Source organism: Nocardia brasiliensis IFM 10847 (assembly GCF_000710915.1).
GTDB classification, from domain to species: domain Bacteria; phylum Actinomycetota; class Actinomycetes; order Mycobacteriales; family Mycobacteriaceae; genus Nocardia; species Nocardia brasiliensis_A.
Genome location: NZ_BAUA01000182.1, coordinates 20046 through 37385 on the forward strand (window position 1 = coordinate 20046; position 17340 = coordinate 37385).

Consider the following 17340-nt stretch of genomic DNA (forward strand, 5'->3'; position numbering starts at 1 on the left):
GTGACCGGATCCTACTACGGCCGGTCAGTTCTTGGCCGCGGCGAGACCCGCCCTGCGGCCGTAGAAACTGCCGTCGCCCAGCGACGCGCCGCTCACGTATCCGCCCGCGCAGAGCCCCGAGGTGCACCGCCCCGCGGCGTAGAGCCCGGCGATCGGCGCGCCGGAGACGTGCAGCACCCGCGAATCCAGGTCGGTGCGCAGCCCGCCGAGCGTGAAACCAGCGGTGAAGCCCCGCATGTCGAACGCGGCCAGCGAACCGCGCAGCGGCCGTACCCATTCCGGTTTCTTCCCCAGCAGCGGGTCCTCGCCCGCGGCGGCGTGCAGGTTGTAGCAGTCGACGGTCGCCTGCAAGGCGAGTTCGGGCAGACCCATCTCGGCCTCGAGTTCCGCGACCGTCTCCGCCGCCCAGGTCGGTGGTTGCCGGAAGAACGGGGTGGCGGTCTCGGTGGCGAGCCCGGCCTCGTAGGCCGTCTCGTCGATGACGAGGAACGCCTGGTTCTCCTGCTGGATCAACGTCGCCTGCCCGATCCGGCCCGGGTAGGTGTCCTCGGCGATGAACCGCTGCCCGCGGCCGTTGACCAGGATGCCGCGCGCGAGCAACTGCGGGTCGCCGAAGAACGCCACCTCGGTCGCGTCCATGTGCGCCAGCTCGGCGCCGAGCGCCTGGGCGACCCGGATGCCGATGCCGTCGTGTTCCTCGATCGCGGCGGCCGGTCGGCCGATCAACCGTGGCGCGTAACCCTCGATCATCTGCTGGTGATAGGCGAAACTGCCGGTGGCGAGGACGAGTCCGCGCTCGGCGCGGATCGCCACCTCCTTGCCGTAACGCCGGGCGATCACGCCGACCACCCGATCGTCGTCGTCCACCACCAACCGGCCGATGCGCAGGTCGTATTCGACTCGGGCACCGAGGGATTCGGCGGTCTGCGCGAGCGGCTTCATCAGCATGTAGCCGCCGCTCCTACGGCCGATCTTCTTGTCCGCCAGCTGCGGAACGTGGCCGCGCGGCGCGGGTTTCGCCAGGGCGTTGAACGGCGCGGCGTTCTCGCCGCCGGAATACATCAGCCCCTCGTCGTGCGGCGGTTCCCAGCCCGGCTCGCCCCAGAAGGCTTCGCGGAACGGCACCCCGTTGGCCACCAGCCAGTTGTAGTGCTCGACGCTGCCCCGGCAGTAGTCGGCAACCTTGGCCTGGTCCACGCCGGGGCCCAGCGCCGCGAGCAGGAAGGTCTCCATGTTCTCCGGGGTGTCCTCGAAGCCGAGCGCCTGCTGCAAGGGGGTGCCGCCACCGAGGTAGATGAATCCGCCCGCCATCGCCGCCGCGCCGCCCCAGCCGCCGGTCCGCTCCAGGATCAGCACCTCGGCGCCCGCGCGCGCCGCCTCGATCGCCGCGCAGACCCCGGCGATGCCGTATCCGGCGACGACGACGTCGGCACGCAGGTCCCACTCGGTGACCGCGCTCGCGCGCAAGGGGCGAAGGGCATTGGCATCGGTCATGTTTCGTTCCTTCACTCGGTGCGGTCGTCGTGCTCGGCGCGGGCGGCCTTCTTCTGCTGCGCCACAATCGTGCCCACCAGCAGGTCGAGTTTGGTGCCGTTCGGCCACCCGACGTAGTGGCAGAGGAACACCGCGATCTCGTGCAGTTGCTCCTCGGTGAGTTCGTCGTTGCGCAGCGCGGCGCCGATCTGGATGCCCGCGGTGTCGATGGCGCCCTGCGCGGTGAGCGCGCCGAGCAGCAACAGCCTGCGGTCCCGAATCGACAGCGCGGTGCGCGACCAGATGTCGGCGAAGAGATGGTCGGCGGTGACGGCGAAGTGACTGCCGGGGTAGTCCTGGAATTCGGTGCCGTAGACCTCGGCCATCTTGGCCAGCCCGCGGCGGCGCGTGGTCTCGGCGGAACCGTTGTCGGTCATGCGGATTCCCTTTCGGAGGTCGAAGCGCCGACGCCCAGCCCGGTCCCGAGGTGGGCGCGAGCGAGTTCGGTGAGCGGAAGCGTCACGTCCAGGCGGGCGCCGAGGTCGAGCGCGAGCCCGAGGTCCTTCTCGCCGAGATCGCGCACGTGCCGCAGGATGGGTAACCAGAAGTCGCCCTCGGCGATCGGGGCGGTGCGGTCGCGGAGCATGATGGCGCCGGGTCCGCCGGTGACGGCGTCGGAGTGACGCACCACCTTGCCCAAGGTCGTGATGTCGAGGCCCGCCGCCTCGGCGAGCCGCTGCGCCTCGGTGGCGGCGGTGAAGGCGATGAAATGGAGTATGTTGCGCGCCAGCTTCATTCGCGTTCCGGCACCCGCAGGACCGGCGTGCACGATCAGATCGGCGAAGCAGCCGAACGGCTCTTGTACCGCGGCGAAGGCCGTCTCGCTGCCGCCGATGAGTACCGCGAGCCTGCCCTTCGCCGCGCCGGGCGCACCGCCGCTGACCGGCGCGTCGACGAATTCGACACCGTGCGTGGCGCACTCGGCGGCGAGCTGCTCCGCCGTCTGATCACTGATCGTCGAGTGCACGGCCACCACCGTGCCCGGCGCCGCGGTGCGCAGCACCCCGTCGGGGCCGGTGAGCACCTCGCGTACTTGATCGTCGTCCACGACCGCCACCGAGATCACGGTGGCCTGCTCGGCGAGTTCGGCCGCGGTCCCGGCCACGGCGGCGCCGGCCTCGACGTACTGCTGCACCGCCGCCGGACGCACGTCGCAGACCGTCAGTCCACCCGGCCAGGCGAGCAGTCGCCGCGCCATCGGCCCGCCCATGGCGCCCAGCCCGATGAACCCGATCCGAGGGTGGCTCATGATCGGAACACCTGCCCGCCATCGACGTTGAAGATCTGCCCGGTGATCCAGCCCGCCTCGTCGGAGAGCAGGAACAGGCACGCGCCGACCAGATCGGCCGGTGTGCCCATGCGCTGGATCGGCAATCGCTTGACCATCTCCGACACGATCGGCTCCGGCGTGACGGCCTTCGTCGCCGCGGTGTCGATCGGCCCGGGCGCGATGGCATTGATCCGGATCTTCGAACCGCCGAGCTCGAACGCGAGCTGCTGGGTGAGACCGTTGACGCCGACTTTGGCCAGCCCGTAGAAACTCGAGTACATCCATGCGGCGGTGGACGACTGGTTGACGATCGAGCCGCCCTTCTTGCGCATATGCGGCCAGACCGCCCTGGTCATGGTCAGCGCGCCGTCCATGTTCACGCTCATGAAGGTCTTGTAGTAGTCCCACGGCACGGTCAACAGGAGGTTGACCTTCATTTCGCCGTAGATCGCCGCGTTGTTGACCAGATGGTCGATGCCGCCGAACTCCGCGACGGTGAATTCCGCCAGCGCGGCCGCGGATTCGGGGTCGGCCACATCGACCTGACCGAAGACCGCGGTGCCGCCGTCGGCGGCGATCTTTTCCGCCGTGGCCCGGCCCGCCTCGGCATTCTTGTCGGCGACAACCACTTTCGCGCCCTCAGACGCCAACGCCGCGGCGTAGGCCGCGCCGATGCCTTGGGCCGCGCCGGTGACGATGACGGACCTTCCCGTGAATCGGGTCATTACTGTGCTCCTTTATCCGGCGGTCGCGATGAGCTTGGTCTCCAGGTACTCTTCGAACCCGGCCACGCCCATCTCGCGGCCGATGCCGGACTGCTTGTAGCCACCGAACGGTGCGTCGGCGGAATACCAGACGCCGCCGTTGACGCTCAGGGTCCCGGTCCGTACCCCCTCGGTGACGTGGCGGATTCGCTCGGGATCGGTGCCCCACACCGCACCGGACAAGCCGTAGGGTGAGTCGTTCGCGATCCGGACGGCGTCCTCGTCGCCGTCGTAGGGCAGCACCACCAGGACCGGGCCGAAGATCTCCTCCCGCGCGACGGTGGCCGAATTCGGCACGTCCGCAACGAGTGTCGGCTCGAAATAGAAGCCGTGTGCGCGGTCGCGCGGCCGGCCGCCGCCGACCACCACGCGGCCGCCCTCGGCGCGCGCGATCTCCAGGTAGCGCTCCACGCGCGCCCGCTGCCGCTCGGAAATCAGCGGGCCGCAGACGGTGCGCGGATCGGCCGGATCGCCGGGCCTGATCCCGGCGAGCGTCGCGGCCGCGGCGGCCACCGCGTCGGCGTAGGCGGCGCGCGGCACCAGCAACCGGGTGGTGATGGCACAGCCCTGTCCGGCGTGCACGCACACCGAAAACGCCGCCACCGCACAGGCTGCCGCGATATCCGCGTCGTCGAGCACGATGAACGCCGACTTGCCGCCGAGCTCCAGAAAGGTCTTCTTCAGCGTCGCCGCGGCGCTGTGCACGACGGCCCGGCCGGTCTGGGTGGAGCCGGTGAAGCTGATCAGGTCCACCAGCGGGTGTTCGGTGAGTCGCGCGCCGAGACCGTGGTCCGCCGACGTCACGATGTTCACCACGCCGGCGGGGATATCGGTCTGCTCCGCGATGATCGCGCCGACGGCCGCGGCGCACCACGGGGTGTCGGGAGCGGGCTTGAGCACCACCGTGTTCCCGGCGGCGAGGGCCGGGCCGAGTTTGGCGAAGACGATCTGGTGCGGGAAGTTCCAGGGGGTGATCGCGCCCACCACGCCGACCGGCTCCCGCCGCAGCACTCTGCGGGTCTTGATGCCCATCGGCGCGGCGATGCCGAGATCGGTTTCCCACGAATATGTTTCGGCCAGGGTCGCCGAGTAGGTCAGGTCCGCGATCGGCCCTTCCAGCTGTGGTCCCCGGGTGAACATCGCGGGCGCGCCGGCCTCGGCGATGGTGAGTTCGCGCAGGTCTTCGAGCCTGGATTGCAGTGCGGTGCGCAATTGTTCGAGGCAGTGCGCGCGAAATCCGGGCTCGCGGGACCAGTCGGTCTCGTCGAAGGCGGTACGGGCCGCGGCGACGGCGGCGTCCAGGTCGGCGGCGTTCGCGTCGGCGGCCTGCCCGAGGACCTGTTCGGTCGCCGGGTTCACCGTGCTGAAGACCCCGTTACCGCCCGGGACCAGCTTCCCGCCGATCAGCTGCCGTGTCCCGGCCCCGGGCATAAGGCTGTTCATGCGTCGCTCCGATGCTGTCTGGACAGGTGTACGGAATATAGGCGGAACCGTCGATCGCGGGCAAGAACCCGTTCTATTTCGACCATTCTGCGTGATGGACTGCGCACGTGTAGCGAAATCTGCGCCGTTCTCGGGCGCGTCGCCGTCTCGGTGCGCAATGGTGGTGGTAATCCGCCGTAACCGTTGTCGGAGGTAGGTGCCGATGGTACTGTCCAGACACATGTCCAGTTATGTGTTGCCTGCCGCTGTATCGGGCTGCTGCAGCCGGGGGAACTTGTTCTCGAATGAGCGGCGGTTGCGATGACCGCCGCCTTGGAACCCTTGACGTTCGATCCGTACGATTACCGTTTCCACGAGGACCCGTACCCGACCTACCGGCGACTGCGGACCGAGGCGCCGCTCTACTACAACGCCGACCTGAACTTCTGGGCGCTGTCCCGGCACGCCGACGTCACCGCCGGATTCCGGGACAGCGCAAGGCTTTCCAGCGCCAACGGGGTCTCCCTCGACCCGGCCGCCTGGGGCCCGCACGCGCACCGGGTGATGTCGTTCCTGGCCATGGACGATCCGCGGCACCTGCGCATGCGCAGGCTGGTGTACAAGGGCTTCACGCCCAAGCGGGTGGCCGAAATGCAGGGCCGGATCGAGGAATTGACTCTTTCGTATCTAGAGCCGGCGCTGGACGAGGGGGCGTTCGACTGGATCGACGAGGTCGCGGGCAAACTGCCGATGGACGTGATCTCCGAGCTGATGGGCGTGCCGGAAATCGACCGCGCCGATATCCGCGGGCTCGCCGATCTGGTGGTGCATCGCGAAGACGGCGTGCTCGACATCCCCCAAGCTTCGATCGAAGCCTCGATCAAGCTGCTCACCTACTACACCGAGATGGTCGCCGAACGCAGGCGCAAGCCCACCGCCGATCTCACCTCGGCGCTGTTGGACGCCGAAATCGACGGCGACTCACTGTCGGACGCGGAGATCATCGGCTTCCTGTTCCTGATGGTGGTGGCGGGCAACGAGACGACGACGAAACTGCTCGGCAACGCGCTGTATTGGGGCGCGCGAAACCCGGGGGAGTACGCGAAGGTCGCGGCGGAACCGGCCCATGTCACGGACTGGGTGGAGGAGACCCTGCGTTACGACACCTCCAGTCAGGTGATCGCCCGCACCGCCACCGCCGACCTCGACTACCACGGCGCGACCGTGCCCGCCGGCGCCAAAGTGCTGCTGTTGATCGGCTCGGCCAACCGCGATCCCGCGGTGTTCGCCGATGGCGACAGCTACCGCATCGGCCGCACGGACAAGGGCGGCCTGGCGAGTTTCGGAGCGGGCGTGCACTATTGCCTCGGCGCGCACCTGGCCCGGCTCGAGGCGGCAGTCGCGTTGCGCGAGTTCGCGTCCCGGGTGCGGTCCTACACGGTGGAGTCCGGTGCGGTGCGGGTGCACTCGTCGAACGTGCGTGGTTTCGCCCAGCTGCCGATCGCGGTGGAGGTGAAGTAGTGGCTCGTTTCGAAGCACATCCGGTTCGGCGCCCGGTGCTGGTGGCCGGAGCCTCGTCGGGGATCGGTGCGGCCACCGCCGTCGCGCTGGCCGAACTCGGGCATCCGGTGGCGCTCGGCGCTCGTCGCGCCGAGCGGTGCGCGGAACTGGCCGAGAAGATCCGAGCCGACGGCGGCGAGGCGTTCGCTCACTCGCTCGACGTCACCGACGCCGCCTCGGTCGACGCATTCGTGCGAGGCGCGGAAAACGCCTTGGGCCCCATCGAGATCCTGGTCTCCAGTGCGGGCGATATCGAGTTCTCGCCGGTGCACGAGATGGATCCGGAGCGGTTCCTGCGGCAGGTGCAGCTCCACCTCGGCGGGGCGCATCGGCTGGCGCATCGGATGCTGCCCGGGATGCTGGCGCGCCGGCGCGGCGACATCGTCGTGATCAGCTCGGACTGCGCCCCCGAACCGCGCCCGCGCACGGGCGCGTACAGCGCGGCCAAGGCGGGCCTGGAGGCGATGGTCACTCAGCTGCGAATGGAGTTGGAGGGCACAGGGGTTCGGGCGTCCCTGGTGCGGCCCGGCCCGACCCTCACCGGCATGGGGATGGATTCGACACCCGAGGTGGTCGGTCCGCTGCTCGAGTCCTGGAAGGACTGGGGTTTCGCCCGGCATCCGAACATGCTGCGCCCGCAGCATCTCGCCGCGGCGGTGACGGCGGTGGTCTCGGCGCCGCGCGGCGCGCACCTGGTGCTCGTCGAGGTGCAGCCGGAAGCGCCGGTGCGCCCGAACACTGAGGAGCGACCGTGAGAGTCGTCGCGGACATGGATCTGTGCCAGGGCCACGCAGTGTGTCAGGACGAAGCGCCGGAAACGTTCCGGGTACCCAAACGCGGCAAGGTGGAAATCCTGGCGGACCGCCTGGCCGCGGCCGACCGCGCCGAGGTGGAGCGCGCTGTTCGGTATTGCCCGACCCGGGCTTTGTCCATCGAATCGACGAAAGAGGAGCCGTGATGGCCGGATTCGACCGGGCGGAGCTGGACGAGATGGTCCGCCGCTGGCTGCTGGAGAACCGGCGCTGCGAGGAACTGGGCGATTGGCGCCCCCTCGCCGACATGTACACCGAGGACGCGACCTACGGCTGGAACTACGGCCCCGCACAGGAATTCATGGCGGTCGGCCGCGCCGAGATCCGTGAACTCGCGCTGGGCCAGGAGATGCAGGGCCTCGACGGCTGGACCTATCCGTACCAGGAATTCGTGGTCGACGATCGCAGCGGGACCGTCATCGGCTTCTGGAAACAGGTGTCGGAGGCGAAACGGCCCGATGGACGGCCTTATTCACCCGAAGGCATCGGCGGCAGCTGGTTCCGCTACGGCGGGGACTTCCAATGGTCGTGGCAGCGTGACTTCTTCGACTACGGCAACGTCTCGCAGATGTTCCTGGAGATGATCGGCGACAACGCGCTCACCGACGGTATGCAGCAGCGCATCCAGCGGTCGGTCGCGGGACCGCTGCCCGGCTGGTACCGCATCGGCGAAGCTCCCGCGTCCCTGTGGTGAATGCGATGCCGGAGAGCAACTTCGCGCAGCTGACCCGGGCGCAGCTCGCCGTGCTGGTGCCCGAACTGCTGCTGTGCGGGCACCTCATCGATCGATCGGGCATGGCGCACACCATCGCGGCCTTCGGCAAGGACGGGATGACCGCCGTCGCCATCGAGGAATGGCAGCTGGCCAGTCCCGTCTACACGCGCCGGATGCAACGCGCACTGGGCTTCGCCGGCGACGATGTGCCGACGATCTTCAAAGGGCTGCAACTGGATATCGGCGCGCCGCCGCAGTTCATGGACTTCCGGTTCCGCGTCGCGGACGGCGCGCACGGGGAGTTCTGGCTCGACCACTGCGGTGCGCTGATGGATGTGGAGCCGCTGGGCCCCGAGTTCGTGGTCGCGATGTGTCACGACATCGAGGACCCGACCTTCGACGCGACCGCGCTGGCCACCAACCCGCACGCCCGGGTGCGGCCGATCCATCGCCCGCCGCGCCGGCCTGCGGACCGGAAACCGATGTGCGCCTGGACGGTCACCATCGACGCCGCCCACACCCCGCCGCCGATACCGCCGCACGCCGAGCAGGTGGCGCGTTCGGCCGCCGCTCGGCTCCCGTTGGCGGAAATCGATCCGGACGAGGAGGGCCGCTCGGACTACGCGGGACCACTGCTGAGCGATCTGCGCTTCGCCGACTTCTCGAAGTCCGCTCTGGTGCGGCTGGCCGAGGAGGTGTGCCTGCAACATCACCTGCTGACCCTCGGATTCATGATCGCCGTGCGGTCCCGGCTCGATCCGGCCGCGGCGACGGCACTGTGCCGCAAGCAGTTCGCGGGGATCGCCGGGCTCACCGCCGAACGACTACGCCGGGCACTCGATCTCGGCGACGACGCGGCCGCGCTCGCCACGGTGCTGCGCCTGCATCCGGCCTGGAATCCGGTGGCCTACACGGGTGTGCAGGTAGCCGACGCCGAATCCGGTGTGCGTGTTGTGCTTCCCCGCTCCAGCGCCGCGGTGTCCGACGGCGCGTGGCCCGCGCTGATCGACGCCGAGCACCTCGCGGCCGTCGAGGCGATCGCGCGCGGGGTGAACCCTCGATATGTCGCGCGCGCAGTCGATTCGACGCCGGACGCGCTGGTCGTCGAGTTCTCCCGGGCCGACCATCCGTTCCGGGAGTCGACCGAGGTCGCGTTGACCCGGATCAGCACCGGCGCGGCCTTCGTCTTCGCCGAGCGCGGCACACCCCTGCCGCTGACGGTGGTGTAACCCATATCGAGAAAGTGAATTGCCGTGGCCCGTAACTTCGCTGACCTGTTCGAGCACGCCGTCGACGCGATGCCCGAGCGCGTGGCCCTGCTCGAAGGCGGGCGCCGCCGCACCTTCGCCGAGCTGGACGCCCGCGCGAATCAGCTGGCCGCATTCCTGACCTCCGTGGACATCGGGCGGGGCACCCACGTCGGCTTCCAGATGCACAACGGCATCGAGACCATGGAAACGCTGTTGGCCTGCTTCAAGATCCGGGCGGTGCCGATCAACATCAACTACCGCTACGGCGTAGAGGAACTGCGCTACGTCTACCGGAACGCCGACCTGCAGGCGCTGGTCTATCACGCGGGTTACGCGCGGGCGGTGCAGCAGGCGGCGGCCCGGCTTCCCTTGCTGCGACATCGAATCGTGGTTCCCGACGACAGCGCGGACGCGGACCCGCCCGTGGACGCCGTGCACTACGCGGACGCGGTGGCCGCGGGCGAGCCCGCCCGGACCGACGTGGAGCGCAGCGCCGACGACTTGTTCATGATGTACACCGGCGGCACCACCGGCCTGCCGAAAGGCGTGATGTGGCGCCAAGAGGACATGTGGCGGGTGCTGGGCGGCGGCATCGACTTCTACACCGGCGTACCGGTGGCCGACGAGTACGAGCAGTCCAGGGTCGGCGCGCAGGGGGAGCAGAGCCGGTGGCTCGTGCTGCCGCCGCTGATCCACGCGGCCGCCATGATGCCGACCTTCACAGCGCTGTGGTCGGGGAACGCGGTGGTGTTCGAACCGCGCTTCGACCCGGATCGGGTGTGGCAGACGGTGGTCCGGGACCGCCCGCAGGTCATGGTCATCACCGGGGACGCGATGGCACGACCCTTGATCGACGCGTATCGGGCGGCGCCGGTCGACGCGTCGAGCCTGCTCGCGGTCGGTTCCGGCGCGGCGCTGCTCTCGCAACCGGTGAAAAACGCCATGCTGGAGCTGTTTCCGTCGCTGGTCGTGACGGATTCGATCGGCTCCTCCGAAACCGGTTTCGGCGGTATCGGTTTCGCGCAGAAGGACGACAATCCGGGGCAGGGGCCGCGGGTGCGCACCGGCCGCGGCTCGCTCGTGGTCGACGACGACGGGCGCCCGGTGCGGCCGGGCGAACAAGGGTGGCTGGCGAAGTCGGGTTCGGTGCCGCTGGGCTACTACAAGGATCCGGTGAAGTCCGCGAAGCTGTTCAAGACGGTCGACGGCGCGCGGATCGTGGTCACCGACGACCGGGCACGGGTCGAGCCCGACGGGACGGTCACGTTGCTCGGGCGCGGCAACATGGTGGTCAACACCGGCGGGGAGAAGGTGTTCGTCGAAGAGGTCGAAGGCGTGCTGAAAGCCTACGACGGGATCTATGACGCGGTGGTCGTCGGCGTACCGCACCGGCGCTGGGGGCGACAGGTCGCGGCCGTGGTGTCGGTGACGGGTCCGCTGGATTTCGCGGCGCTGGCCGCGCACGTGCGCCGCCATCTGGCGGGTTACAAGGTGCCCAAGCAGCTCTGGTTGGTCGACCGGGTCGGCCGGACGCCGAGCGGCAAACCCGATTACCGCTGGGCGCTGCGCCACACCGAGGAACATGCGCCCGATCATCGGGCGGACTGAATGGTGTGCGGCGAACCGCCACGGCACCAGACAGGAACGTGTTCTAATTCGAGGATCGCACCCGGCCGGACTACTGCGGCGCTTACGCACGTCATGGAGAAGAAGCCCCGATGACCACTGAGACCACTCACACCCCGGCGGCGGCGTTGCCCGCCCGGATCACCGCGGCGTTCATCGAGCGCCTGACCGGCTCGGTCGCCGCCGACGGCACCGCGGCGCCGTATCCGATGACGGAGGTCTACACCGGTGCGGCGCTGGGCGAGCTGCCGCAGTCCACGCCCGACGATGTCCGCGTCGCCGGGGTGAGCGCCCGTGCCGCGCAACGGGAATGGGCCGCGCTGCCGCTGCGGGATCGGCTGCGGGTGTTCGAGCGGGCGCACGAACTGATCCTGAGCGAGGTCGAGACCATCGCCGATCTGATCCAGATCGGGTGCGGCAAGACCCGCCGGATGGCGGTCGAGGAATCGTGTGATGTGCCGATGGTCATCAGCCACTACCTGAAAACCGCGCGCCGGGTGCTGCGGCCGAAGCGGCGCGGTGGCGCCCTGCCGCTGCTCACGACCTCGACCGAGGAACATCGTCCCAAGGGGTTGGTGGCGGTCATCGCTCCGTGGAACTTTCCCTTCGCCATCGCGCTCTCCGATGCGATGCCCGCGCTGATCGCGGGCAACGGCGTAATCCTCAAGCCGGACAACAAGACCGCGCTGTGCGTGCTGTACGGCGTGGAGCTGCTGCATCGGGCGGGGCTGCCGCGTGGGCTGGTCCAGGTGGTCTGCGGGGAGGGCCCGGATATCGGGCCGAGCCTGATCGATGCCGTGGATTTCGTGATGTTCACCGGTTCGACCGCGACCGGCCGGGTGGTGGGCGAGCGCGCCGGGCGCAACCTCATCGGGTGCAGTCTGGAACTGGGCGGCAAGAATCCGATGCTGGTGCTCGAGGACGCGAACCTGGACGAGGCGATCGCCGGCGCGACGTTCGCGGTGTTCGCCAACTCCGGCCAGGCCTGCATGCACATCGAACGGATCTACGTGCACCGCAGCCGGTACGACGATTTCGTGCGCGGTCTGGTCGCCGCCGCCGCGGAGCTGAACCAGAAGATCGGCGCCGCCTACGACTACACACCGGAATTCGGCTCGCTGGTATCGGCCCAGCATCGGGACCGGGTGGCCGCGCACGTCGACGAGGCCCGCGCGAAGGGCGCGACCGTCCTGGTCGGCGGCAAGGCGCGCCCGGACATCGGCCCGGCGTTCTACGAGGCGACCGTGCTCACCGGCGTCACGCCGGAGATGGCGCACGCGACGCAGGAGACCTTCGGTCCGGTGGTCAGCGTCTACCCGTTCGACGACGAACGGGAAGCGGTCCGGCTCGCCAATGCCACCGACTACGGCTTGAACGCCAGCGTGTGGAGCCGGGACCTGGCGCGCGCCAACCGGATTGCCGCACAACTGCAAGCGGGCAATATCAACATCAACGACGGCTTCGTCGCGACGTACGCGGCCAAGGCGACGCCGTCGGGCGGGCTCAAGCAGTCCGGAGTCGGCACCCGGCACGGCGATCAGGGGCTGCTCAAATACACCGACACGGTGAACGTCGGTGTGCTCAAACGGCAGGTGCTCGCCGCCCGCGCGGGCCAGCCCTACGAGAAGCAAGTGAAGACGACGCTGATGTCGCTGCGGCTGATGCGCCGAACCAGGCTGCGCTGAGCCGGATCCGGCGCGGTCGATGGCAGACGCGGTCGGCCGGGCCCGGATTCGGCCGCGGCGCGGTCGGCCGTTGAGGAGGTACCCATGGTGACGCCTTCGTTGCCCGCCGGATTCGATTTCACCGACCCCGGGCTGTGGGAGCGGCGAAGACCCGTCGAGGAATTCGCGCTGCTGCGCCGGACCGCGCCGGTGTGGTGGAACCCGCAACCGGACGAACAGTCCGGCGGGTTCCGCGACGGCGGCTACTGGGTGGTGAGCACCCTGCACGACGTCAAAGAGATCTCCCGCAATTCGGAGCTGTTCTCCTCCGAACGCAACGGCTCGATCATCCGGCTGCGCGACGACATCACCCCGGAACAGCAGGCCGCGAACGGCGTGCTGCTGATCAACATGGACCCGCCGAAGCATTCGAAATTCCGCAAGATCATCACCAAGGGTTTCACCCCGCGCGCGGTCGAGGGCCTGCGCGCCGCGCTGACCGAACGCGCGCACGCCATCGTGCACGAGGCGCGCAAAACCGGCGGCGGCGACTTCGTCGAACAGGTCGCCTGCGAACTGCCGTTGCAGGCCATCGCCGAGTTGCTCGGGGTGCCGCAGGCCGACCGGCGCAAACTCTTCGACTGGTCCAATCAGATGCTCAGCTACGACGACCCCGATTACGGTGATCCCGCGCTCGCCTCCGCCGAAATTCTGGGTTATGCCTGGCACCTGGCCGAGCAGCGGCGGGCGAATCCGGCGGGGGATATCGTGTCCGAACTCGTGCACGCCGATGTCGACGGCGCCGGACTGGGCTCCGACGAATTCGGCTTCTTCGTCATCCTGCTGTCGGTGGCAGGCAATGAAACGACACGTAATGCGATTACGCACGGCATGAAAGCTTTCGTGGACAATCCGGAACAATGGGAGCTGTATCGGCAGCAGCGGCCGCGCACCGCGCCCGACGAGATCGTGCGCTGGGCCACCCCCGTCAGCTCCTTCCAGCGCACCGCGACGGCGGACACCCAGGTCGGTGGCCAGGCGATTCGTCGTGGTGAACGCCTCGGGTTGTTCTACGGCTCGGCCAACTTCGACGAGGCGGCGTTCACCGATCCGTTCACCTTCGACGTGCTGCGGGACCCGAATCCGCATGTCGGCTTCGGCGGCACCGGCGCGCACTATTGTGTGGGCGCCAACCTGGCCCGGCTGGAAATCGACCTGATGTTCAACGCCATCGCCGACGCGATGCCCGAGATCACCCAGGTCGCCGATCCGGTACGGTTGCGGTCGGGGTGGATCAACGGAATCAAGAATTGGCAGGTCCGATACGAATGACTCTTCGAGACGTACCGTTGCAGACGCTGAACGGCGAGGCGACCACACTGGCCGAGCTGGCCGGGGACAAGGTGGTGCTGCTGGTCAACGTGGCATCCAAATGCGGGCTGACCCCGCAGTATTCCGGGCTGGTCGAGTTGCAGCGGACCTATGCGCCGCGCGGTTTCACCGTGGTCGGCGTGCCGTGCAATCAGTTCATGGGTCAGGAGCCCGGTACGGCCGCGGAGATCCAGGAATTCTGCTCGACCACCTACGGGGTCGATTTCCCGCTGCTGGCCAAGGCCGACGTGAAAGGCGAGCAGCAGCATCCGCTCTACGAGACGCTGGTGCAGACCGCCGACGCCGAAGGCGCGGCAGGCGAGGTCCAGTGGAACTTCGAGAAGTTCCTGATCGATCGGGACGGCAAGGTGGCGGGCCGGTTCCGGCCGACCGTCACCCCGGATGCCCCCGCGCTCGTCGCGGGCATCGAATCCTTGCTCTGAGTGCACTGTTCGAGGCCCGGCCGCGCGCACCGTGCGACCGGGCCTCGAATCTTGTTCGGGGGCGCTGGTTTCAGCGTGACCGGCGGCGATAGCGCACGGTGCAGGGTTGCAGCAGCTGCACGACCATCTTGCTGTGGTCGTTGCGATAGCTGTGCGCGGGCTGCGCCATCTCGAACTCCCAGTCCCGCAGCAGGATCGAGAAGATGGCCTTCAACTGCATGAGCGCGAACGCCGCACCGACGCAGCGATGCCGCCCGGCCCCGAACGGAATCCAGGTCCACCGATTGACGATGTCCTCCTGCTTGGGATCCAGGTAGCGGGCCGGGTCGAACAGGTCCGGCTGCGGGAAGTCGGCCGCGATGCGGTTGGACACCGCGGGTGTGGCGGCCACCAGATCGCCGGGTGCGATCCGATGCCCGCACACGTCGAAGTCCGCGCGGGCCACCCGCATCAGTACGATGAGCGGCGGATGCAGGCGCAGCGCCTCCTTGACGACGGCCTCGAGCTGCGGAATACGGCGCAGTGCACCGAAACTGATATCGGCGCCGTCGGCGTACAGTTCGTCGAGTTCGGTGACCACCCGGCCCAGCCATTCGGGGTGGCGCAGCAGCTCGATCACCGTCCACGCGGCAGTGCCGGAGGTGGTGTGATGGCCCGCGAACATCATCGAGATGAACATGCCGGTGATCTCCCCGGCGCCGAAGCGGGGCGCGCCGTGTTCGTCCCTGATCGAGATCAGCACGTCGAGCATGTCGCGATCGTCTTTGCCCGCAGGCGGATGCGCGCCGCGGCGGTCCATGATCTGCTGCACCAGGGCCACGAGTTCGATGCGTGCCGCGTCGCGCCGACGGAAGCTCTCGATCGGCGCGTACGGATCCACGTAGGCCAGCGCGTCGGTGCCGCGTTCGAGATCGTGGTAGAGCCGGGCGAAGCGCTCGTCGAGTTCGTCGCGGAACTTGGCGCCGATCAGGCACGCCGAGGAGGTGTAGATGGTCAGTTCGGCGAAGAAGTCGAGCAAATCGATCTCGCCGGATTCGCCCCAGCTCGCGAGCATTCGGGACACTTCCCGCGCGATGGTGGCGGCGTGCCCGCGCATCTGCTCGCCCCGCAGGGCCTGATTGTGCAGCATTTCCTTGCGGCGTTCCGGCGGCGCGTCGAACACGACGCCTTCGCCGAAGATCGGCTTCATGAACGGATAGGCCGCGGCCTGATCGAGTTCGTCGTCGCCGGCCCGGAAGAAGAACTCGTTGGCCTGTGCTCCCGACAGCAGGATCACCCGGCGCCCGGCAAGGTCGAACACCCCGACGTCGCCGCACTCGGACCGCACTCGCCGCATCAATCCGATCGGATCGGTGCGGAACTCGTCGAGATGACCGTGCTCGCCGTGTCCACCCGAGACCCGTTGCGGAGTAATGAGACTCATGAGAACCCTCCGAAGCGCACGGCCCGCAGATCATGTGGACACCTGTCTGGACAGTACTACGCCAGGCGGGTGCCGACAAGGCCGCGCGTCAGCCGCGACGGGTGAGGGGAGCACGCAGGCCGAGGTGCTCGCGCAGGGTCGTGCTCGTGTATTCGGTGCGATAGACGCCGCGTTCCTGAAGTTCCGGCACCAGCCAGTCGACGATCTCGTCGAGCCCGCTCGGGACCAGGTAGGGCGAGATGTTGAAGCCGTCCACGGCGCCCTGCCGGACCCAGTGCGCCAGTTCGTCGGCCACCTGGGTGGGTGTGCCCGCGAAACCCGAACGCTCCGTTGACGCGATGACCACTTCTCGCAGCGAGAGGTTCTCGGCATCCGCACGAGCGCGCCACTCGCGCGCAATGGTCTGCGGATCCTGGCCGTGCCGGGGCGAGCCGCGGGTCTCCGAGATCGGGCGTGGTTGCGGATCTTCTTTCGGCAGTGGGCCGTCCGGGTCCAGGTGTGACAGGTCCCGGCCCCACACCTGACCGGCCAGCGACAGTGCGGTCTGCCCGGTGTACTGGCCGTCCTTGACCCAGCGGACCTTCTCCTCGACCTCGGATTCCTTCTCCGCCAGCACGATCTGGGTGCCGGGCAGGATCTTGACGTCGTCCTCCGGCCTGCCCGCGGCGCGCAGCCGGGCGCGGATATCGTTCGCGAAGGCGAGCGCGTCGTCGAAATGGGTGCCGTGCCTGGAGAAGATGACATCGGCATGGGCGGCGGCGAAGTCCCGACCGGTCGCGGAATCGCCTGCCTGGAAGATGACGGGATGCCCCTGCGGGCTGCGCGGCAGGGTAGGGGTGATCGCGACGCGGAAATGATCGGTGGACCGCTCCACCGGGTGCACCGCGTCCGCTTCCGCCCAGCCGGGACTCTGCGGTGACGTGGCGATCGCGCCGTCGCGCCAGGAATCCCAGATCGCCCGGGCAACGGCGAGGAACTCGCCCGCCCGCTCGTAGCGCAGTGCGTGGTCGAGATAGCCGCCGCGCCGAAAGTTTTCGCCGGTCCACGCGTTGTCGGTGGTGACCGCGTTCCATCCGGCACGCCCGCCGGAGATCAAGTCCAGTCCGCTCAATCGCCGTGCGAGATCGGCGGGCTCGTTGTAGGTGGTGTTCTGCGTGGCGACCAGGCCGATATGGCTGGTGACGCCGGCCAGCGCGGCCAGCTGCGCGATCGCGTCCGGCCGGCCCGCGATGTCGAGTTCCAGGATTCGGCCGTCCTGTTCGCGCAGGCGCAGGCCCTCGCCGAGGAAGAACGCGTCGAACAGCCCGCGCTCGGCGGTCTGCGCGACCCGGCGGAAAGTCTCGAAATCGATCTGGGAACCGCTGGCCGGATCGGACCAGATGGTGGTGTGGTTGACGCCCTGGAAGAACACACCGAAGTGGACCTGGGCGTCCGGGCGCGGCGGGACTGTCATCTCGTTGATTCCTGTCTAGTTCGTCGCGGCGTAG

The 17340-nt window shown here is 68.7% G+C and carries 16 protein-coding genes; 9 read left to right on the top strand and 7 right to left on the bottom strand.

Annotation, left to right across the window (positions count from 1 at the left end):
• Nucleotides 1–24 precede the first annotated feature (24 nt).
• From NBRGI_RS35485 to NBRGI_RS35505, 5 genes are read right to left on the bottom strand one after another with little or no spacing between them, the layout of a single operon-like run.
• A complete protein-coding gene (locus NBRGI_RS35485; RefSeq protein WP_029901542.1) occupies nucleotides 25–1494 on the bottom strand; it encodes an FAD-dependent oxidoreductase in 1470 nt (489 codons plus the stop codon).
• A gap of 11 nt (nucleotides 1495–1505) precedes the next feature.
• Nucleotides 1506–1910 carry a carboxymuconolactone decarboxylase family protein gene (locus NBRGI_RS35490; RefSeq protein WP_029901543.1) on the bottom strand — a complete coding sequence of 135 codons (405 nt, stop codon included), beginning with the start codon at nucleotides 1908–1910 and terminating at the stop codon, nucleotides 1506–1508.
• Nucleotides 1907–2782: an NAD(P)-dependent oxidoreductase gene (locus NBRGI_RS35495; RefSeq protein ID WP_029901544.1), complete on the bottom strand. Its 876-nt coding sequence runs from the start codon at nucleotides 2780–2782 to the stop codon at nucleotides 1907–1909. The genes NBRGI_RS35490 and NBRGI_RS35495 overlap by 4 nt, the downstream gene beginning before the upstream one ends.
• Nucleotides 2779–3528: an SDR family oxidoreductase gene (locus NBRGI_RS35500; protein WP_029901545.1), complete on the bottom strand. Its 750-nt coding sequence runs from the start codon at nucleotides 3526–3528 to the stop codon at nucleotides 2779–2781. Before NBRGI_RS35500 ends, NBRGI_RS35495 begins: the two co-directional genes overlap by 4 nt.
• Before the next feature lie 12 nt (nucleotides 3529–3540).
• Nucleotides 3541–5010, bottom strand: coding sequence for an aldehyde dehydrogenase (locus tag NBRGI_RS35505; RefSeq protein ID WP_029901546.1), 1470 nt, complete (start codon nucleotides 5008–5010; stop codon nucleotides 3541–3543).
• 300 nt (nucleotides 5011–5310) lie between these two features.
• On the opposite strand from NBRGI_RS35505, the gene NBRGI_RS35510 reads away from it, so the two are divergent.
• The 9 genes from NBRGI_RS35510 to NBRGI_RS35550 all read left to right on the top strand — a co-directional run bounded on the left by NBRGI_RS35510 (nucleotide 5311) and on the right by NBRGI_RS35550 (nucleotide 14430).
• Nucleotides 5311–6510: a cytochrome P450 gene (locus NBRGI_RS35510; protein WP_029901547.1), complete on the top strand. Its 1200-nt coding sequence runs from the start codon at nucleotides 5311–5313 to the stop codon at nucleotides 6508–6510.
• Entirely contained in the window at nucleotides 6510–7304 is a 795-nt protein-coding gene (locus NBRGI_RS35515; RefSeq protein WP_029901548.1) for an SDR family oxidoreductase, read from the top strand. Before NBRGI_RS35510 ends, NBRGI_RS35515 begins: the two co-directional genes overlap by 1 nt.
• Nucleotides 7301–7507, top strand: a complete 207-nt coding sequence (locus tag NBRGI_RS35520) for a ferredoxin (protein ID WP_081878364.1) — start codon at nucleotides 7301–7303, stop codon at nucleotides 7505–7507. The genes NBRGI_RS35515 and NBRGI_RS35520 overlap by 4 nt, the downstream gene beginning before the upstream one ends.
• Complete coding sequence (locus NBRGI_RS35525) at nucleotides 7507–8055, top strand: hypothetical protein (protein ID WP_029901550.1); 549 nt, start codon at nucleotides 7507–7509, stop codon at nucleotides 8053–8055. Before NBRGI_RS35520 ends, NBRGI_RS35525 begins: the two co-directional genes overlap by 1 nt.
• A gap of 5 nt (nucleotides 8056–8060) precedes the next feature.
• Nucleotides 8061–9305: a hypothetical protein gene (locus tag NBRGI_RS35530; RefSeq protein ID WP_029901551.1), complete on the top strand. Its 1245-nt coding sequence runs from the start codon at nucleotides 8061–8063 to the stop codon at nucleotides 9303–9305.
• A 24-nt stretch (nucleotides 9306–9329) separates the two neighbouring features.
• On the top strand, nucleotides 9330–10934 hold the full coding sequence (locus NBRGI_RS35535; protein ID WP_029901552.1) for an acyl-CoA synthetase: 1605 nt from the start codon (nucleotides 9330–9332) through the stop codon (nucleotides 10932–10934).
• Between the two features lie 110 nt (nucleotides 10935–11044).
• Nucleotides 11045–12637: a succinic semialdehyde dehydrogenase gene (locus NBRGI_RS35540; protein ID WP_029901553.1), complete on the top strand. Its 1593-nt coding sequence runs from the start codon at nucleotides 11045–11047 to the stop codon at nucleotides 12635–12637.
• An 84-nt stretch (nucleotides 12638–12721) separates the two neighbouring features.
• A complete protein-coding gene (locus tag NBRGI_RS35545) occupies nucleotides 12722–13948 on the top strand; it encodes a cytochrome P450 (RefSeq protein WP_029901554.1) in 1227 nt (408 codons plus the stop codon).
• Nucleotides 13945–14430 carry a glutathione peroxidase gene (locus NBRGI_RS35550; protein ID WP_029901555.1) on the top strand — a complete coding sequence of 162 codons (486 nt, stop codon included), beginning with the start codon at nucleotides 13945–13947 and terminating at the stop codon, nucleotides 14428–14430. The genes NBRGI_RS35545 and NBRGI_RS35550 overlap by 4 nt, the downstream gene beginning before the upstream one ends.
• Before the next feature lie 70 nt (nucleotides 14431–14500).
• Here the strand turns inward: NBRGI_RS35550 and NBRGI_RS35555 are convergent, their stop codons facing one another.
• Nucleotides 14501–15853, bottom strand: coding sequence for a cytochrome P450 (locus tag NBRGI_RS35555; RefSeq protein WP_029901556.1), 1353 nt, complete (start codon nucleotides 15851–15853; stop codon nucleotides 14501–14503).
• A gap of 88 nt (nucleotides 15854–15941) precedes the next feature.
• Nucleotides 15942–17306 (bottom strand): NtaA/DmoA family FMN-dependent monooxygenase, encoded by a 1365-nt coding sequence (locus tag NBRGI_RS35560; RefSeq protein ID WP_029901557.1) that lies wholly within the window; start codon nucleotides 17304–17306, stop codon nucleotides 15942–15944.
• Between the last annotated feature and the right edge of the window lie 34 nt (nucleotides 17307–17340).

Coding starts and splice junctions, on each gene's coding strand:
- NBRGI_RS35545 (WP_029901554.1), top strand. CDS start 12,722: ATGGTGACGCCTTCGTTGCCCGCCGGATTCGATTTCACCGACCCCGGG.
- NBRGI_RS35485 (WP_029901542.1), bottom strand. CDS start 1,494: ATGACCGATGCCAATGCCCTTCGCCCCTTGCGCGCGAGCGCGGTCACC.
- NBRGI_RS35555 (WP_029901556.1), bottom strand. CDS start 15,853: ATGAGTCTCATTACTCCGCAACGGGTCTCGGGTGGACACGGCGAGCAC.
- NBRGI_RS35500 (WP_029901545.1), bottom strand. CDS start 3,528: ATGACCCGATTCACGGGAAGGTCCGTCATCGTCACCGGCGCGGCCCAA.
- NBRGI_RS35550 (WP_029901555.1), top strand. CDS start 13,945: ATGACTCTTCGAGACGTACCGTTGCAGACGCTGAACGGCGAGGCGACC.
- NBRGI_RS35525 (WP_029901550.1), top strand. CDS start 7,507: ATGGCCGGATTCGACCGGGCGGAGCTGGACGAGATGGTCCGCCGCTGG.
- NBRGI_RS35490 (WP_029901543.1), bottom strand. CDS start 1,910: ATGACCGACAACGGTTCCGCCGAGACCACGCGCCGCCGCGGGCTGGCC.
- NBRGI_RS35505 (WP_029901546.1), bottom strand. CDS start 5,010: ATGAACAGCCTTATGCCCGGGGCCGGGACACGGCAGCTGATCGGCGGG.
- NBRGI_RS35530 (WP_029901551.1), top strand. CDS start 8,061: ATGCCGGAGAGCAACTTCGCGCAGCTGACCCGGGCGCAGCTCGCCGTG.
- NBRGI_RS35560 (WP_029901557.1), bottom strand. CDS start 17,306: ATGACAGTCCCGCCGCGCCCGGACGCCCAGGTCCACTTCGGTGTGTTC.
- NBRGI_RS35540 (WP_029901553.1), top strand. CDS start 11,045: ATGACCACTGAGACCACTCACACCCCGGCGGCGGCGTTGCCCGCCCGG.
- NBRGI_RS35495 (WP_029901544.1), bottom strand. CDS start 2,782: ATGAGCCACCCTCGGATCGGGTTCATCGGGCTGGGCGCCATGGGCGGG.
- NBRGI_RS35510 (WP_029901547.1), top strand. CDS start 5,311: ATGACCGCCGCCTTGGAACCCTTGACGTTCGATCCGTACGATTACCGT.